Source organism: Streptomyces sp. CY-1, from assembly GCF_047218265.1.
Lineage (GTDB): Bacteria > Actinomycetota > Actinomycetes > Streptomycetales > Streptomycetaceae > Streptomyces > Streptomyces niphimycinicus.
Window position 1 is genome coordinate 2,553,417 of the sequence record NZ_CP178393.1, and the last position, 15,866, is coordinate 2,569,282.

A 15,866-nucleotide genomic window follows, 5' to 3' on the forward strand; every position below is an offset into this window, starting at 1 on the left:
CCTACGCCGCAGCCCACTCGCCTTCCGGAGGCAGTGATGACCCAGCCGCCATACATCACCCCGCTCACCCCGCTGGCCTATCTCGAGCGCGCTGCCACCGTCCATCCGGACAAGACCGCGATCCGCTACGGGGACCGCAGCCTGAGTTATGCCGAGTTCGCCGACCACACCATTCGGCTCGCCGGCGCACTGCGCGCGTCCGGCGTGGAAGCGGGCGACCGGGTGGCCTACCTGTGTCCAAACACGCCCGAGCTGCTGATCGCGCATTTCGCGGTGCCGCTGGCCGGAGCCTCCCTGGTCGCCGTCAACACTCGCCTGTCGCCGGAGGAGGTGCGTTACATCTGCGACCATTCCGGCGCGAAACTCCTCGTGGTGGACACGGGACTGCAGGAGATGGTCCTGCCGATCGCAGACCGGCTGGCCTCCGTTCGCGAAATCGTCTCCCTCGTGGATCTCACCGGCACGGGCCTGGGCGCCGGTGCCCGTCCGCTGTTGTCCGGGCCCAACTACGAGCAGTTGCTGAGCCGCGGTGACGATGCCTCGTACGCGGAATGGACCGTGGACGACGAACTCGACACCATCTCGGTCAACTACACCTCCGGCACCACCGGACGACCCAAAGGGGTGATGTACAGCCACCGGGGCGCGTACCTCAATGCCCTCGGCGAGGTGATCCACTCACGGCACACCCCTGACAGCGTCTACCTGTGGACCCTGCCGATGTTCCACTGCAACGGATGGTGCACGGCCTGGGCCGTCACCGCGGTCGGCGGCACGCATGTCTGTCTGCGCACCGTGGATCCGGAGAACATCTGGCATCTGCTCGAGAGCGAGGGCGTCACCCATCTCAACGGGGCGCCGACGGTTCTGGCCATGCTGGCGAACTCCCCCGCGGCCAAGCCTCTCTCCAAGCCGCTGGTCGTGACGACGGCGGGAGCGGCACCGAGCCCCGCCATCATCGGACATATGGAGGAGCTGGGCGCCTCCATCGTCCACGTCTACGGACTCACCGAGACTTACGGCCCCTACACGGTCTGCGAGCGGAAGGACGCCTGGCGAGACGTCACCCCGGACGAGCGCGCCCGACTGCTGGCCCGCCAGGGTGTGGCCATGTTCCAGGCCGATCCGGTGCGGGTCGTCGGCACTGACATGAAGGACGTACCGAGAGACGGGCGAACGGTCGGCGAGATCGTGATGCGCGGCAACACGGTGATGAAGGGCTACCTGGACGATCCCGAAGCCACCGCGGAGGCGTTCACGGGCGGCTGGTTCCACTCCGGCGATCTGGGCGTCTGGCACGACGACGGCTACATCGAACTGACCGACCGTGCCAAGGACGTCATCGTCTCGGGCGGGGAGAACATCTCGACCATAGAGGTCGAGCAGGCGCTGCTCTCCCACCGCGAGGTCCAGGAAGCGGCGGTCGTCGGCGTCCCGGACGAGCGATGGGGTGAACGCCCCAAGGCATTTGTCATCCTCAAGGACGGCGCTGCCCTTGACGGCGACAGCCTGATCGCACACGTCCGCACGCTGATCGCCGGCTACAAGGCCCCAGCCATCGTGGAGTTCGTCACCGAACTGCCCAAGACCGCCACCGGCAAGATTCAGAAGTTCGAGCTGCGGGCCAAGGAGTGGTCCGATCAGGAGCGCCGGATCCGTGGCTGACAGGGAAGCGCCCCGAGGAGGACACCGAGAGCCACGTACGAAGAGAGGCGGAATCATGACCGACCCACAGCGGATCGGAGTCGTCGGCTGTGGCCTGATGGGGGCGGGCATCGCCGAGGTGTGTGCCCGCGCGGGCCTCGACATGGTGGTGGCCGACGCGGACCGGGCGGGCGTCGAACGCGGCAGAGTCCGGGTCCGCGAGTCGCTGAGCCGTGCTGTGACGACCGGCAAAGTCGACGCGGAGTCGGCCGGCCTCGCCCTCGCACGACTCCGTTTCACCACCGACCTGGACGAGTTCGCCGACCGTGAGCTGGTGGTCGAGGCCGTAGCCGAGCACGAGGAACTGAAGACCGAGATCTTCGCCAGACTGGACAAGGTCGTCGAGCAGCCCGACGCACTGCTCGCATCGAACACCTCCTCGATCCCCATCATGAAGCTCGCCATGGCGACGAACCGCCCCCAGCAGGTGATCGGCATCCACTTCTTCAACCCGGTACCGGTGCTGCGCCTGGTAGAGCTGGTGCCCTCGCTGCTCACCGCGGCACGGACCCGGGAGCGGGCCGAGCGGTTCGCGGTCGAGGCGCTCGGGAAGCAGGCCATCACCGCCGGGGACCGCGCCGGCTTCGTGGTCAACGCACTGCTGATCCCCTACCTGCTGTCCGCGATCCGCATGATGGAGTCAGGCTTCGCCAGCGCCAAGGACATCGACACCGGCATGCAGATGGGATGCGCACACCCCATGGGTCCCCTGCGGCTGGCTGACTTGGTGGGCCTGGACACAGTGCAGGCCGCCGCGGAGGCCATGTACGACGAGTTCAAGGAACCCCTCTACTTCCCGCCTCCGGTACTTCAGCGCATGGTCGAGGCGGGCCAACTGGGCCGCAAGTCCGGGCAGGGGTTCTACCAGTACTGACGAGCTGCTCCCCCAGCACTTCCTGCCTTGCCTCAGGCGGGAGTGACAGCGTCGGGCATTGTGGCAGTGCAGCCAGCGGAACGCGTCGAGGCGGACCTCGCGCCCGCTGGACCACTGCTTGCGGCCCCGGAGCGTCTCACGTTTGAACGTCGCGCTGGCCGGCGCCTGATTACCGAACACTTGTACACGCCCTACCTTTGGTGATGTGGACGTCAACACGCGCCGACTGTGTCATTTCGCGACCCTCGCCGAAGAGCTGCACTTCACGCGCGCGGCCGCGATCCTTCACATTTCGCAGCAGGGACTCAGCCGCAGCGTCGCCGAGCTGGAAGAGCAGGTCGGGGTCCCGCTCCTGATGCGCACCACCCGCTCGGTCGCCCTGACCGAAGCCGGGGAACTGTTCCTCAGCAGCGTTCGCACGGCACTCAACGCCCTGGAAGAGGGCGCACTGGCCGCCCGTGCCACCCGCGACAGAATCGAGGCACCGCTCCGCATCGGTTTCAGCGTGTCCTCACTGCTCGAACTCGATTCGCCGATCCTCCGCGCCTTTCGTGCGAGCCATCCTTCTGTCGCGATCGAGCTGGAGACGTTCCAATGGGGCGACCCGTCTTGTGGCCTGTGCTCGAACACCACCGACATCGCATTTGTACGGACGCCGATCGAATGCCCGGACCTCCACGTCGAGCCAATGTTCGTCGAACCCCGCGCTATTGGCGTCGACCAGAGTCATCCTCTGGCAGCCGCTCGAGCCGTGACCCTGAACGATCTTGTCGGTGAGCGAATTCTCGCGCCACGTACCGACGACAGGGCATGGTCGAGATTTTGGACGCTGCGCGACACCGGACTGGACGAACAGTTGCTTCCTCGGGTCGGGCCCATGGTCGGCTCGATGGAGGGAGAGCTGGAGAAAGTCACGTCCGGAGAAGCGATCACGGTCACCGCGATCAGCATGTCCCGATTCGCCCCTCGTCCATCGATCGTGTACCGACCCATCACCGATGTCGCCGGATCCGAATTGGTTCTGGCATGGCGCGGGCCTGCGACACCCCTGATCGACGCGTTCCGCGCCACAGCGGTCGAGGTACGGGATCGGGAAAGTGACCTGGTGTCGCGCATCGAGACGGCAACTGGTAGGCCCGAGGAGTTCTGAGCACCCGCTCAGTCGACCCGTCGCGCACGGCTCCTGGCGTATCCCGTTATCAGGAACCTCGGGGTCCGAGGCGTCAGTGGCTGTCGTGCGGTACGCATGTCCCCCCGAAGCGGCATCCGTCAACCGTCGGTTCGAACACTGCCCGAGCCGGCTCCGGCCGGCCAGTGGCAGGCAGTCCGTCCGGCCCTCGGCCCTCGGCCCTCGGCCCTCGGAGGAATGTTCACCTGCCGTGCACGGTCTCACCGGCGCGGCCACCTCCGACTCACCGGCCTCGCGCTCGACCGCGTCTTCCTATCATGCGAGCCAGTAATGGAACGATTCACAGGCTGCATGAGAAGCCTATTAACAACTACACGGCGTAGATGCGGCCGAAGTTTTGTTTCTCTTTGTCGCTGAGGGGTGCTTGGCTAAACCCAATGGATCAGCGTCCCAGCGCAGCCGGCCCGTCGTTGACGTGCGGCAGGCCTGAGCCCTTGCGGTGATACTCCGCCGCTTTGAGAAAACTCTTTTGATCTACAAGTAGGAGTTCAGCCCTATGTCGGATAACCCGGACCGAGATGATGCGACGCTCGGTGCTGCCGGGGCAGCGACGGCGGAACCGGATCGCCCCCTCGCCGGCGAGGTCGCGGGGCGGCGGACGGGCAGGAAGCTGGGCCTGATCGTCAATCCGCTCGCGGGCATGGGCGGCAGCGTGGGCCTCAAGGGGACCGACGGACCGGACATCCTGGAAGAGGCGAAGCGGCGGGGCGCGCGTCCTCTGTCGGGCGAACGAACTGTCCGCGCGCTCGCTCGTCTCACCGCCTCGAAGACGCCGTTCCGCCTCGTGACGGCGTCCGGTGACCTGGGCGAACACAGCGCTCTGGCCGCCGGACTGGACCCTGTCGTCGTGCACCGGACAGAGCCGGGTGCCAGCGGGCCTGCCGACACCAAGGCGGCCGCTGCGGCGATGGCACTCTCGGCGGTCGACCTTCTCCTGTTCGCAGGCGGCGACGGCACGGCGCGTGACATTCTGAGCGCGGTTGGCGACCGCGTGCCTGTGCTCGGCATCCCGGCGGGGGTGAAGATGCACTCGGCGGTGTTCGGCGCGAACCCCGAAAGCGCAGGCGGCCTCGCGGCTCTGTTCCTCGACGGCAGTCCTACGGCCCGACTACGCGACGCTGAGGTCATGGACCTCGACGAGACCGCCTTCCGCGAGGACCGGCTCTCGGCACGCCTATACGGCTACGCCCGCAGTCCCTACGAGCGCCATCTCGCGCAGAACGCCAAAGCGGGATCCCGAGCGGACGACAACGCGGTGCTGGAAGCGGCTTGCCGGCGCGTCGCGGCACGGATGCGGGAGGGGGTCCTCTACATCGTGGGGCCCGGCACCACCATGCGACGCGTCATGAAGTCGCTCGGCCTGCCCTCCACGCTGCTCGGCGTCGACGCCGTACTGAACGGTGCGCTCATAGGATCCGACCTCGACGAGCGGGCGCTGCTCGACCTCATGGAGGGGCGTGAGACCCGCATCGTAGTGGGCGTGTTGGGCGGCCAGGGCTACCTGTTCGGGCGCGGCAACCAGCAGATCAGCGCCAAGGTCATCCGGAAGGTCGGCCGCGAGGGCATCATCGTGGTCACCCCGCTGGACAAGCTCGTCGCTCTTGAGGCGGCAAGTCTGCGCGTCGATACCGGCGACGCCGAGGTCGACGCGCTACTGGCCGTCTACATGCGGCTCCACACCGGCCCGGACCGCAGCGTTTTCTACAAGGTGAGCGCCTGACCCCAACCGGCCGATCCGGCGCAGGGCAGAGCCGGAAGCCCAACGGTTATCCATACAAGGAGAATCCAATGAAAGAACATGTAGCACACAGGTACATGGCCAACTCCGTGCCGGCGATCAAGCAGGAGATGCTGGACGCGATCGGCGTCGGTTCCGTGGAGGAACTGTTCAGCCAGGTGCCGACCGAGCACCGTCTCTCGCGTCCGCTCGATCTTCCTCCCGCGCTGTCCGAGAGTGAGCTTCGACGTCACCTCATCGAGACGCTGTCGAAGAACCAGACCACCGAGCAGAATCTGAATTTCCTCGGCGCCGGCTGCTGGCAGCACCATGTGCCGGCGGCCGTCGACGAGGTGGTGCGCCGCAATGAGTGGCTCACCTCGGTGTTCGGCGAGCCGAGTTCCGATCATGGACGCAACCAGGCCTGGTTCGAGTTCTGCAGTCAGCTCGGTGAACTCCTCAAGATGGACCTGGTCGGCATGCCGGTCCGTAGCTGGGGAGTCGCGGCGGGGCACGCGATTCGGATGGCCTCACGCATCACCGGGCGGGACGAGGTTGCGGTGGTCCGGGCAATCGACCCGGAACGGCTCTCCGTCATCCGCAATTACTGCGAACCGATCGAGATGCCGAGCCACATCACGGTCCGCCTCGTCGAATTCGACCCCGAGACGGGTCTGATGGACCTCGACGACCTGCGTCAGGTCGTCGGCGAGAGGACGGCCGCGGTCTACTTCGAGACCCCCTCCTACCTCGGCGTGATCGAGCACCAGGGGGCTGAGATCGCCGCCATCGCCCACGCCGCCGGGGCCGAGACGATCGTCGGCGTCGATCCAATCTCCCTCGGCGTGCTGGCTGCGCCCATCGACTACGGGGCCGACATCGTCATCGGCACCACCCAGCCGCTCGGCGTGCACATGAACACGGGCGGTGGAGTGGGCGGCTTCATCGCCTCGCGCGACGAGGAACGCTACGCCCGCCAGTATCCGACCTTGTTCATCAGCATCACGGACACAACGAAGGAAGGCGAATACGGCTTCGGCCTCAGCCTCTTCGAGCAGAGCTCCTACGGTCTGCGCGAGAAGGGCAAGGACTGGACCGGTCACTCGGTCTACATGTGGGCCATCGCCAACGCCGTCTACATGGCGCTGATGGGCCCCGAGGGCTTCAAGGACGTGGGCGAGTTGATCCTGCAGCGCGCCCACTACGCCGCGCGGCGCATCGCCTCCATCGAAGGCGTACGGGTTGCCTTCCCGTCGGGCTTCTTCAAGGAGTTCGTCGTGGACTTCAGCGGCACGGGACGCAGCGTCGCGGACATCAACAAGGCACTGCGCGCGCACGGCATATTCGGGGGCGCGGACCTGTCGCGCGACTTCCCCGAGCTCGGGCAGAGTGCCCTCTTCTGCGTCACCGAAGTACACACCCAAGCCGACCTACTGCGTCTTGTCGACGCACTCTCGGAGGTAGTAGCACGATGAGCGCCACGCTTCGCGAATACCACGCCCCGGTGTGGAACGAGCCGGTCATCCTGGAGATGGGCTATCCCGGCCGCCGCGGCCTCGCCGTACCTGAAGCCGAGGAGGCGGTGCAAGCCGAGGTGGGCGACGCCGCCGACCTGATCCCCTTCGCGCTGCGACGACATGACAGGCCGTCACTGCCCGAGGTGTCGGAGCCGGAGGTGCTCTACCACTACCTGCGGCTGTCGCAGCAGACTCTGGGCATGATGGGCGTCAGCCTCTTCGGCACTTGTACGATGAAGTACAACCCGCAGGTGAACGAGGCGATCGCATGGCGCCCCGAGGTCACTGAGGCACATCCCTACCAGGACGACGACACCCTGCAGGGAACTCTCGAGATCGTGCACAGGTTCGACGCCATTCTGCGCGAGCTGTCCGGCATGGACCAGTTCATCTTCCAGGCCGGTGGCGGCGCCGACGCCGCGTACACCAGTTGCGCCGTGACACGTGCCTACCACGCGTCCCGCGGCGAACTGGAGCAGCGCGACGAGATCATCACCACGATCCAGACCCACCCTTCGAACGCCGCGACCGCCGCCGCCGCGGGCTTCAAGGTCATCACCCTGATGCTCGACGAGAACGGTTACCCCTCGCTGGACGCTCTGAAGGCCGCGGTGTCCGACCGTACGGCCGCTCTCATGGTCAACAACCCGGACGACATGGGTGTGTACAACCCGGAGATGCGCGAGTGGGTTCGGGTGGTGCACGAAGCGGGTGGCCTGTGCTTCTACGACAGCGCCAACTTCAACGGCATGATGAGCAAGATCCGTGCCCGCGAGATCGGCTTCGACGCCTGCATGTTCATGCTCCACAAGACCTTCGGCGCTCCCAAGAGCGGGGTGGGGGGACCGGCTGTCGGCGCCTACGGCTGCTCGGCGGAACTGGCACCCTTCGTGCCGACTCCGGTTGTCGCCCACGACGGCGACCGGTACTACCTCGATCACGACCGGCCGGAGAGCTGCGGCAAGATCCGCGAGTTCTGGGGCAACGTGCCCGTGGTACTGAAGGCCTATGCCTGGATCCGCGCCATGGGGGCGGAGGGTGTTGCCGAGGCCTCCGACATCTCCGTCCTCGCCAACAACTACATGGAGCGGGGCCTGCTCGCCATCCGCGGCGTCACCCGTTCACACCCCGACGCGACCAGCCCGCGCCTGGAAATGACGCGCTACAGCCTGACTCAGATGAAGGAGGAAACCGGCGTCGGCGTCCACGACGTGCAGAACCGCATGACGGACTTCGGGGTGGACGCCATGTGGAGCAGCCACGAACCATGGCTCATCCCAGAACCGTTCACACCCGAAGCCGGCGAGATGTACGGCAAGGAAGCACTCGACACCTGGATCGCGGTCCTTGCCCAGATCTCCGACGAGGCATACTCCGATCCCGAGATCGTCAAGACCGCGCCTCACAACCAGGCGGTACACCGCCTCGATCACGACGCGATGGAGGACCCCGCGCGCTGGGCCATGACCTGGCGGGCCTACCTGCGCAAGAGGGCGAACACCGGCGCCTAGAGCTGAGCGGACCGTGCACCGCCGCGGCGCAGAACTGCACCGGTGGGCGGTTGGGCGCCGATGCGAGAGGAATGACGCTGCGCCTGCCGAAAAACCCATCCGGCCTGGTGGGAGGCGGTGCGCGGTGCACGGGAGGTCGACCGGCGCAGTCGCCCGAGCGGGCGCCCTCGCGAGGCTGGCACTCGCGGCGGCAAGATGAACGACCGTGTTGCTGCGACTGGCCTACTTGGGCGTGACGAATGCGTTCGCCATGCTGCGCCTGCTGCCGATGGGTGATCGAGACAAGACTGTCGAGATACTCACCTTGCGCCACCAGATCATGGTGCTGAAGCGCCAACTCGGTGAGGAGCGGGTGCGGTTCGCCCCGACCGATCGGGCATTTCTGGCGGCACTTGCGCTTGCCGAGAATGTCATCCGCCCTGGTCGGAGGCCTGCACCGGACCTCACAGTCGTCGGCCGCGGTCGCTCGAGCCGGCGCTCTCGCGTAGCCGTTGTCCATGCGTCATGATGATCGATCGTGGTGCTACGACTGGCCTACCTTGGTGTGACGACTGCGTTCGCGGTGCTGCGTCTGCTGCCGATGAGTGGCCGGGACAAGGATGTAGAGATTCTCGCCCTGCGCCATCAGATCGCGGTCCTGGAACGCCAACTCGGTAAGAGAAAGTTCCGGTTCAGCTCAAGCGACCGGGCGTTCCTGGCGGCGCTGCTGCACCGGCTTCCGCTACCCACCCTGCGGCGTGTGCGACTGCTCGTGCGTCCTGACACGGTGCTGCGCTGGCATCGCGACCTCGTCACACGCCACCGTGCCGCGTTATCGCGGCCCAAGCGACCTGGTCGACCTCGTACGGTGCGCTCTATCCGGATTCTGGTGCTGCGTCTGGCGAGGGAGAATCCGCAGTGGGGGTACAGGCGTCTGCACGGTGAGCTGCTCGTGCTGGGTGTGAAGGTGGCCGCGTCGACCGTCTGGAAGATCTTGAAGGATGCCGGCATCGATCCGGCGCCCGACCGGAGCTCCAGCACGTGGGCCGACTTCCTGCGCTCGCAAGCCGACGCCCTCCTGGCCTGCGACTTCTTTGAGACGGTCACCTTGTCCGGCGCGCGAATGTACATACTCGTGGTGATCGAACACAGTAGTCGCCGCATCCGGATCCTGGGCGCCACCGCACACCCGACCACCTCCTGGGTAACACAAGCTGCGAAGAACCTGGCCATGGACCTCGAAGACGTCGACTGCCGGGCACGATTCATGATCCGAGACAGGGACGGGAAGTTCCCCGCCCTGCTCGATGGCGTCCTCGCGGACGCGGGGATCACAGTCGTTCTCAGCGGCATCCAGATGCCGAGAATGAACTCGCTCATCGAACGGTGGGTACAGACCTGCAGACGTGAGCTCCTGGACCGGACCTTGATCTGGAACCAGCGCCACCTCCTGCACGCCCTGCACAAGTACGGGCAGTTCTACAACGCCCACCGACCCCACCAGGGCATCGCCAACGCCCGACCGCTGCACCCACTGCCCACACCGATCAACGATCCGGACAAGTTGAGCCGCCTGGACATACGCCGCCACGACCACCTCGGCGACATCCTCCACGAATACCAACATGCAGCATGACCTGCACGGATGAAGTATTCGGCAGGGACAAGACCGGAGCGGCGCAGGACGCGCCGGATCGCGGCGGCGGCGACCCGATGACCGAGCCGTCGCAGTTCGCCTTGGATTCTGACGTATCCCCAGGTCGGGTTCTCTCTCGCCAGGCGCTGGATGAGCGCAACTGTCCCTTCCGGCGATGGTGGACTACCCGATCTGACCGCCGTCTGGCGCCACTTCCAGCGCACCAGACGACGGTGCCAGTTCAGCAGGGTGCCCGGAGTGACCAGCCGGTGGCGGCGTAAGAGGGGTGGCAGGTGCCGGGCGAGAGCGGAGAGCACGCCACGATCAGCCCATGAGAGCCGCGGCCGCTCTACCTGCCGGCGAAGCACAGCGACCTCATGCCGAAGCACGAGGATCTCGGCGTTGTTCGCGGCGGTCGACCGACCCAGCAAAAGGAAGCAGCCCAGCAGCCGACAGAAGACCAGGTACAGCAGTCGCAGACCCACGATCACTGATCATGCCCATAGTCGGGCGATCCCAAAGCGCCAAGTCAACCACCGTACGGCAATAAAGACACCCTTCAGGGGAGAGGCCCGCCGCTCAGACCCGCGCACGTTAATCGAAACTAACGCCTGTTGCCCTTTCTGGGGCCTTGACCTGGACTGGGCTAGGTCCTACGTTATCGGCGCATAACATTTGACGGAAGGGTCGGTATGGACTTCATCCTCATGACCGAGGGGGACCCGGGAACTGGTCGAGGAGGTACTGCTCGCCGAGCGCGTCGGCTTCGACGCCTTCGGCAGTTCCGAGCAGCACGTCGCCCTCGGGACGGCCTCGGTCTCGGCTCCGGAGGTGCTCTACCCGTACCTGATGGCTCTCACCAGCCGGATCCGCTTCATCCACCTCGTGACACTGCTGCCGACACGGATGAACCACGCACTGCGCGTGGCCGAGCGCGTCGCGACCGAGGACATCCTCTCCAACGGCCGCGTCGAACTCGGCACCGGACGCGGCAACACCACCCTCGCCCTGCGCGCGTTCGAAGTCGACCCGTCCGAGAACAAGTCCCAGTGGCGAGAAGGCGTCGAACTCATCCGCCGCGCCTTCCTGGACGACCCGTGTTGCCTACACCGCATCTGCCGCGATGCCCGAAAGCGTCATCGCCATTTGGCAGATCCGGGGGCTCGATCTCCGCGAAAACTACGGTCTCACCGAGACGGCCGGGTGTCCCATCGCTCATTTCGACCAGCCGTTCCCTCGTCCGGGCTTCATCGGCAGGGAATTCCCGGACCCACGGTTCCAGGTGAAAGTCGCGGACGATGGCGAAATGCTGCTCCGCGCGCCCCTGCTCTTCGACGGATACTGGCGCAACCCGGCGGAGACCGAGGCTGTTTTCCAGGATGGCTGGTTCCGCACCGGTGACCTGATGGAGCGCACAACCCACGGTGACATCCGGCTCATCGGCCGGAAGAAGGACGTGATCATCACCCGAGGCGGCAAAACGATCAATCCTCAGCCCATCGAAACCCGGTTGAAGGAGAGCTCACTGATCAACGAAGCGATCATCGTCGGCGATGCCCGCAAATACCTCACCGTCCTGCTCGAACCGAGCACAACCGCAGACGCCCGGTCGGCAGAGGTGCTGGCCGAACGCCTGCGAGCGGAGGTCGCTCGGGTCAACGCGGACCTCGCGCGCGTAGAGCAGTTGAAGGCAGGGCACACCGACAACGGCTACTGCGCCGCCGGACCGCAGGCTCAGTCGTGAGTGCCACGTCCACCCGAGTGTGCGGCAATAGGTGGAGCCATGCCGATCCCTGACCTGACGCTGCAGCAGCTTCGCGCGGTCCGGACACTCGCCGCATCCGGCAGTTTCACGAAAGCAGCCGCAGCAGAGCACATCTCTCAGTCAGTCCTCAGCAGGAGGATCAAGGAAGTCGAGCGTCTCCTGCGGGTGCGGTTGTTCGACCGCACCACCCGGCAGCTCGACCTCACGGCCGCGGGGCACGCCTTTCTCCTCATGACGGGCGCCGTCCTCGACGACATGGACATGCGACTGAGTCGCTTCATGTCATACGTAGCGGCTCAGTCCGGAACCATCGCCGTAGCCGCGCTTCCGTCGCTCGCGGCGGCTGTGCTGCCGGACATGGTGCGCGGCTTCATACTGGATCACCCCGAGGTGGAGTTCGAGATCATCGACGGGGCTGCGGATGAAGTTGTCGAACGCCTCGAAAGTGGGACTGTCGAACTCGGCTTGACCGCCCGTGGTGACCTGCCGGACGGCTTCCGCTTCTCACCACTGCTCCAGGAACAGTTCTACGGCGTCGCGCACCACAGCCATCCTTGGTCGGCGCAGAATTCCATCTCGTGGTCGGACTTCAACGGTGAGACCGTGGTCGCAACGCGGCCCGGAACCAGCATCCGAGCGATCACTGACGCTGCGTTCAGCAAGTACTCGATCTCGGTGAGCCACCACTTCAATGCCTGTAGCGCGGCGACGATCCGTGGGCTGCTACGGGCCGGCGTGGGCGTGGCAGCTTTGCCGGCCTTGGAGTTGCAGGGTTTCGGCCTGGATGATCTCGTGGCGGTACCCGTGGATGCTCCGGGAGCAACCAGGGTCATCGGCGTGATGTACCACTGCTCTCAGGACCTCTCGCCCGTCGCGGCTCGCTTTTTGGATTTCATGCGCGCCACCGAGATCGATCCCCCACGAGGAGTCTCCCACGTTCACGAGGGCTACACCGGCGAACCAGACACATTGAGCCACGCGGGGGTGGAGCTCGCAGAATGAGGTCGGCGATCGTCTCGGGCCGGGTGGTGCTGCCGGGTGGCCTTCGGCAGGCCTGAAGGGTGTCAATCCCCCAATCAGGCCGCTGATCTGAGTGTTTCTTGTGGATGGAGAAGTCGTTGGGGTGGCGTGGTGTGGTACTCGTTGAGCAGACCGCCGAGTAGCTGTCGCCGTCGGACTGCGGCAGCGGGCAGGGGGATGACGCTCGGGTGGTCGTCTGGGGGCTCGTAGGTCGAGGCTGCGGTGGGCCCGTCCCGCGTTGTAGTGCTCGGCGTACTGGGTGAGGACCGTGCGCAGGTGTCGTTCGCCGGTGATGAGGAGTCGGTCGGTGCATTCGGCGCGGGCTGTACGTATCCATCGTTCGGCGAACGCGTTGGATCGTGGGCTTGCGACGGAGTTGGGATGACGGCTGTGCCGTTGCCGGCGAAGACGGCGTCGAACGCGGCGGTGAACTTGCTGTCCCGGTCGCGGATGAGGAACCGGAAGCACCCGGCCCTGTCTCCGAGGTCCATGAGCAGATTGCGGGCGAGTTGGGTGACCCATGCGCCGGTGGGATGGGCGGTGACGCCCAGGACATGGACGCGCCGAGTGGCAATCTCCACGACGAAGAAGACATAGAGACGCTTGAGGAAGACGGTCTCCACGTGCATGAAGTCACAGGCGAGCAGCGTGTGGGCCTGGGAACGGAGGAAAGTACGCCAGGGCCTGGCTGGTGCCTGTCGCCATTTCCGGCGCACCAGACGGCGGTGCCAGGTCAGCAGGGTGCCGGGGGTGACCAGCCGATGGCGACGTAAGACGGGTGGCAGGTACCGGGCGAGAGCAGAGAGCACGGCACGATCAGCCCATGAGAACCGCGGCCGCTCGACCTGTCGGCGAAGCACAACGGCCTCATGACGGAGGGCAAGGATCTCAGCGTTGTACGCAGCAGCCGTACCAAGCTGCTGCGCCTCTTCGGCAACCAGGCGCAGGTTTTTCGGCTCCTGCAAAACACCTCCCGGGGCGTCTCCCACGACGTTCTGAACGCATGTCGATTCAGGTGCCCGAAGACCTTGAGGCCCGCCTGCGTCAACTGACTGCGCCAGAGCATCACCGTGGACGAGCTGGTCACCGAACATCTGGCCAAACTCGCCGCACCACACCCCGTCCGGGCCTTCCGTGGCAAAACACGCTATACGCCGATAATTGCACCTACACACATGACCTCAAGGTCTCCATGTGCGGTGAAGCCGACGACGAGTGAAGCTGATCGTTGACGCACGCCTCGTCTTCGCCTCCAGACCCGGGTCAAGCGCACCGTCGGCGCCAAGAATGCGGCCGAGACCGGGCTCGCCCTCATCGACATCTCCACAGCGCATCGAGCCGAACCTGTCGAAGAGCGGACCCGGCCCCGGATCACCGAGGTCGTCGGCCGCTACCACCACGGGCCTGCTCCGCATCGCAGACGCCTCGTGCACGATGGCAAACCGCGACCACTACAACAGACACTGGCAGCACCGATCACTCGGACAACGGGCACCAGACCGACTCACCGACCCAGAGTCGCCCATCGCCAGGGACCACACTCCCTTGAAGTCGACGCGATCGACCCAGCGGCCTCATCCACGAATACGCGCAGATCGCATAGGGTGACACAGATTCCGGCACCCACAGGCCCCGATCTGACCGGATCGGCGACCGCCCTCACGCTGCGGTTACTCAGAGAGTAGAGAGCCGGGACAGCGAGGCTCGACCCCGCGCGCGGCCGACCAGAGTGAGCCTGCGGCGTTTGCGAGGCTGATGCGACTGCCGGCACCGGTGACCACGACGATCGCGCTGCCCAGGACAGCGGTCACGAGAGGACTCCCCCCAGGCAGGGATAGTCGGTGTAGCCGCGGTGGTCGCCGCGGTAGAACGTGCTCTCGTCGGCCTCGGCGAGCGGCGCGCCGACGCGGAGGCGGTGGACGAGGTCGGGGTTGGAGATGAACAGCGTCCCGAACGAGAGGATGTCCGCCAGCCGGTCGTCGACCAGGCTCAGTTGCCGGGGGCCGGCGGGCCAGTCATGGTGGGTCTCGTGCGGATTGAGCATGAACACTCCTGCCCAGTGCTCCCGTAGTTTCACCGTGAGGTCGCGGTGGCCCGGAAACTCGAATACGTGCAGGTACGCCAGGTCGCGTGGCAGACCGTCGACCAGGGTCAGGTAGAGCTCGTGCAGGTCCGGCTCGTCGAGGCCGAACGCTGTGCAGCCAGGGGAGATCCGCAGTGCGAGCCGCTCGGACCCGATGCGCGCGGCGACGGCATCGACGAGGTCGAGCGGGAACCGGACGCGCCCGGCGACGCTGCCACCGTAGCGGTCGGTGCGGCGGTTGGCGTTGCCGGAGAGGAACTGCTGAATGAGGTAACCGTAGGCTCCATGCAGTTCGACACCGTCGAATCCGGCGTCGATCGCGTTCGCGGCCGCATCGGCGAAGTCGGCGATGGTATCCGCGATGCCCCGCATGGTCAGAACTTGCGGTATCGGGTACGGCTTGCGCACGGCCGGTTCGCCGCCGTGGACGCGCACGACGCCTTCGGCGGCACACGCGGACGGCGCGAGCGGGTGCAGCCCGCCGCCGAGGAGTTCGGGGTGGCTGTTACGGCCGGCGTGCATGAGCTGTGTGTAGATCCGGCCGCCCGCGTCGTGCACGGCGTCGGTGACCGGGCGCCAGGACGCGACCTGCGCCGTGTCGTGCAGGCCGGGGGTGTCGGTGTAGCCCTGGCCGACACGACTGGGTTGGGCAGCTTCAGCGACGATCAGCCCGGCGGTCGCGCGCTGCCGGTAGTACTCGGCCATGAGCGGGGTCGCCGACAGGCCGTCGCCGTAGGCGCGGCGGCGGGTCAGCGGGGCCATGGCGACGCGGTTGGGCAGGGTAAGCGGTCCGATGGTGATCGGGTCGAATGCGTTGGGCATCGGGAGTTCTTTCTCGGAGCGATGTATTTTCGTGCCCCGCCACAATCCC

The 15,866-nt window shown here is 66.1% G+C and carries 11 protein-coding genes and 3 pseudogenes; 11 read left to right on the forward strand and 3 right to left on the reverse strand.

Annotation, left to right across the window (positions count from 1 at the left end):
• Positions 1 to 36 precede the first annotated feature (36 nt).
• The 8 genes from ACK1X7_RS10830 to ACK1X7_RS10865 all read left to right on the forward strand — a co-directional run bounded on the left by ACK1X7_RS10830 (position 37) and on the right by ACK1X7_RS10865 (position 10,127).
• Positions 37 to 1,665 (forward strand): acyl--CoA ligase family protein, encoded by a 1,629-nt coding sequence (locus ACK1X7_RS10830; protein ID WP_390795773.1) that lies wholly within the window; start codon positions 37 to 39, stop codon positions 1,663 to 1,665.
• A gap of 55 nt (positions 1,666 to 1,720) precedes the next feature.
• On the forward strand, positions 1,721 to 2,578 hold the full coding sequence (locus ACK1X7_RS10835) for a 3-hydroxybutyryl-CoA dehydrogenase (RefSeq protein WP_398162124.1): 858 nt from the start codon (positions 1,721 to 1,723) through the stop codon (positions 2,576 to 2,578).
• Between the two features lie 205 nt (positions 2,579 to 2,783).
• Positions 2,784 to 3,728, forward strand: a complete 945-nt coding sequence (locus ACK1X7_RS10840) for a LysR substrate-binding domain-containing protein (RefSeq protein WP_385149959.1) — start codon at positions 2,784 to 2,786, stop codon at positions 3,726 to 3,728.
• Positions 3,729 to 4,263: 535 nt separating this feature from the next.
• Positions 4,264 to 5,487 (forward strand): ATP-NAD kinase family protein, encoded by a 1,224-nt coding sequence (locus ACK1X7_RS10845; protein WP_413115018.1) that lies wholly within the window; start codon positions 4,264 to 4,266, stop codon positions 5,485 to 5,487.
• Between the two features lie 95 nt (positions 5,488 to 5,582).
• Positions 5,583 to 6,959 carry an aminomethyl-transferring glycine dehydrogenase subunit GcvPA gene (gene gcvPA, locus ACK1X7_RS10850; protein ID WP_413115019.1) on the forward strand — a complete coding sequence of 459 codons (1,377 nt, stop codon included), beginning with the start codon at positions 5,583 to 5,585 and terminating at the stop codon, positions 6,957 to 6,959.
• Positions 6,956 to 8,512, forward strand: a complete 1,557-nt coding sequence (gene gcvPB, locus ACK1X7_RS10855; protein ID WP_413115020.1) for an aminomethyl-transferring glycine dehydrogenase subunit GcvPB — start codon at positions 6,956 to 6,958, stop codon at positions 8,510 to 8,512. The genes gcvPA and gcvPB overlap by 4 nt, the downstream gene beginning before the upstream one ends.
• Before the next feature lie 205 nt (positions 8,513 to 8,717).
• The gene (locus ACK1X7_RS10860; protein ID WP_413115021.1) at positions 8,718 to 9,020 is read left to right on the forward strand and encodes a hypothetical protein; all 303 of its coding nucleotides are present in this window, start codon (positions 8,718 to 8,720) and stop codon (positions 9,018 to 9,020) included.
• Positions 9,021 to 9,029: 9 nt separating this feature from the next.
• A complete protein-coding gene (locus ACK1X7_RS10865; RefSeq protein ID WP_413115022.1) occupies positions 9,030 to 10,127 on the forward strand; it encodes an integrase core domain-containing protein in 1,098 nt (365 codons plus the stop codon).
• 20 nt (positions 10,128 to 10,147) lie between these two features.
• On the opposite strand, the pseudogene ACK1X7_RS10870 reads toward ACK1X7_RS10865, so the two are convergent.
• Positions 10,148 to 10,612 (reverse strand): annotated as a pseudogene (locus tag ACK1X7_RS10870) (IS3 family transposase); the annotation flags it as partial.
• Between the two features lie 244 nt (positions 10,613 to 10,856).
• On the opposite strand from ACK1X7_RS10870, the pseudogene ACK1X7_RS10875 reads away from it, so the two are divergent.
• The 3 genes and pseudogenes from ACK1X7_RS10875 to ACK1X7_RS10885 all read left to right on the forward strand — a co-directional run.
• Positions 10,857 to 11,204, forward strand: a pseudogene (locus tag ACK1X7_RS10875) (LLM class flavin-dependent oxidoreductase); the annotation flags it as partial.
• Positions 11,205 to 11,250: 46 nt separating this feature from the next.
• Complete coding sequence (locus ACK1X7_RS10880; protein ID WP_385155964.1) at positions 11,251 to 11,871, forward strand: hypothetical protein; 621 nt, start codon at positions 11,251 to 11,253, stop codon at positions 11,869 to 11,871.
• Between the two features lie 39 nt (positions 11,872 to 11,910).
• The gene (locus ACK1X7_RS10885) at positions 11,911 to 12,894 is read left to right on the forward strand and encodes a LysR family transcriptional regulator (protein WP_390795766.1); all 984 of its coding nucleotides are present in this window, start codon (positions 11,911 to 11,913) and stop codon (positions 12,892 to 12,894) included.
• A gap of 276 nt (positions 12,895 to 13,170) precedes the next feature.
• Here the strand turns inward: ACK1X7_RS10885 and ACK1X7_RS10890 are convergent.
• A pseudogene (locus ACK1X7_RS10890) lies at positions 13,171 to 13,434 on the reverse strand (hypothetical protein); the annotation flags it as partial.
• 1,285 nt (positions 13,435 to 14,719) lie between these two features.
• The gene (locus ACK1X7_RS10895) at positions 14,720 to 15,817 is read right to left on the reverse strand and encodes an alkene reductase (protein WP_385155956.1); all 1,098 of its coding nucleotides are present in this window, start codon (positions 15,815 to 15,817) and stop codon (positions 14,720 to 14,722) included.
• Positions 15,818 to 15,866 lie beyond the last annotated feature (49 nt).

What these genes read in the sequence shown, in the direction of transcription:
- ACK1X7_RS10845 (WP_413115018.1), top strand. Translation starts at nt 4,264, where the DNA reads ATGTCGGATAACCCGGACCGAGATGATGCGACGCTCGGTGCTGCCGGG.
- ACK1X7_RS10895 (WP_385155956.1), bottom strand. Translation starts at nt 15,817, where the DNA reads ATGCCCAACGCATTCGACCCGATCACCATCGGACCGCTTACCCTGCCC.
- ACK1X7_RS10830 (WP_390795773.1), top strand. Translation starts at nt 37, where the DNA reads ATGACCCAGCCGCCATACATCACCCCGCTCACCCCGCTGGCCTATCTC.
- gcvPA (WP_413115019.1), top strand. Translation starts at nt 5,583, where the DNA reads ATGGCCAACTCCGTGCCGGCGATCAAGCAGGAGATGCTGGACGCGATC.
- gcvPB (WP_413115020.1), top strand. Translation starts at nt 6,956, where the DNA reads ATGAGCGCCACGCTTCGCGAATACCACGCCCCGGTGTGGAACGAGCCG.
- ACK1X7_RS10885 (WP_390795766.1), top strand. Translation starts at nt 11,911, where the DNA reads ATGCCGATCCCTGACCTGACGCTGCAGCAGCTTCGCGCGGTCCGGACA.
- ACK1X7_RS10835 (WP_398162124.1), top strand. Translation starts at nt 1,721, where the DNA reads ATGACCGACCCACAGCGGATCGGAGTCGTCGGCTGTGGCCTGATGGGG.
- ACK1X7_RS10880 (WP_385155964.1), top strand. Translation starts at nt 11,251, where the DNA reads ATGCCCGAAAGCGTCATCGCCATTTGGCAGATCCGGGGGCTCGATCTC.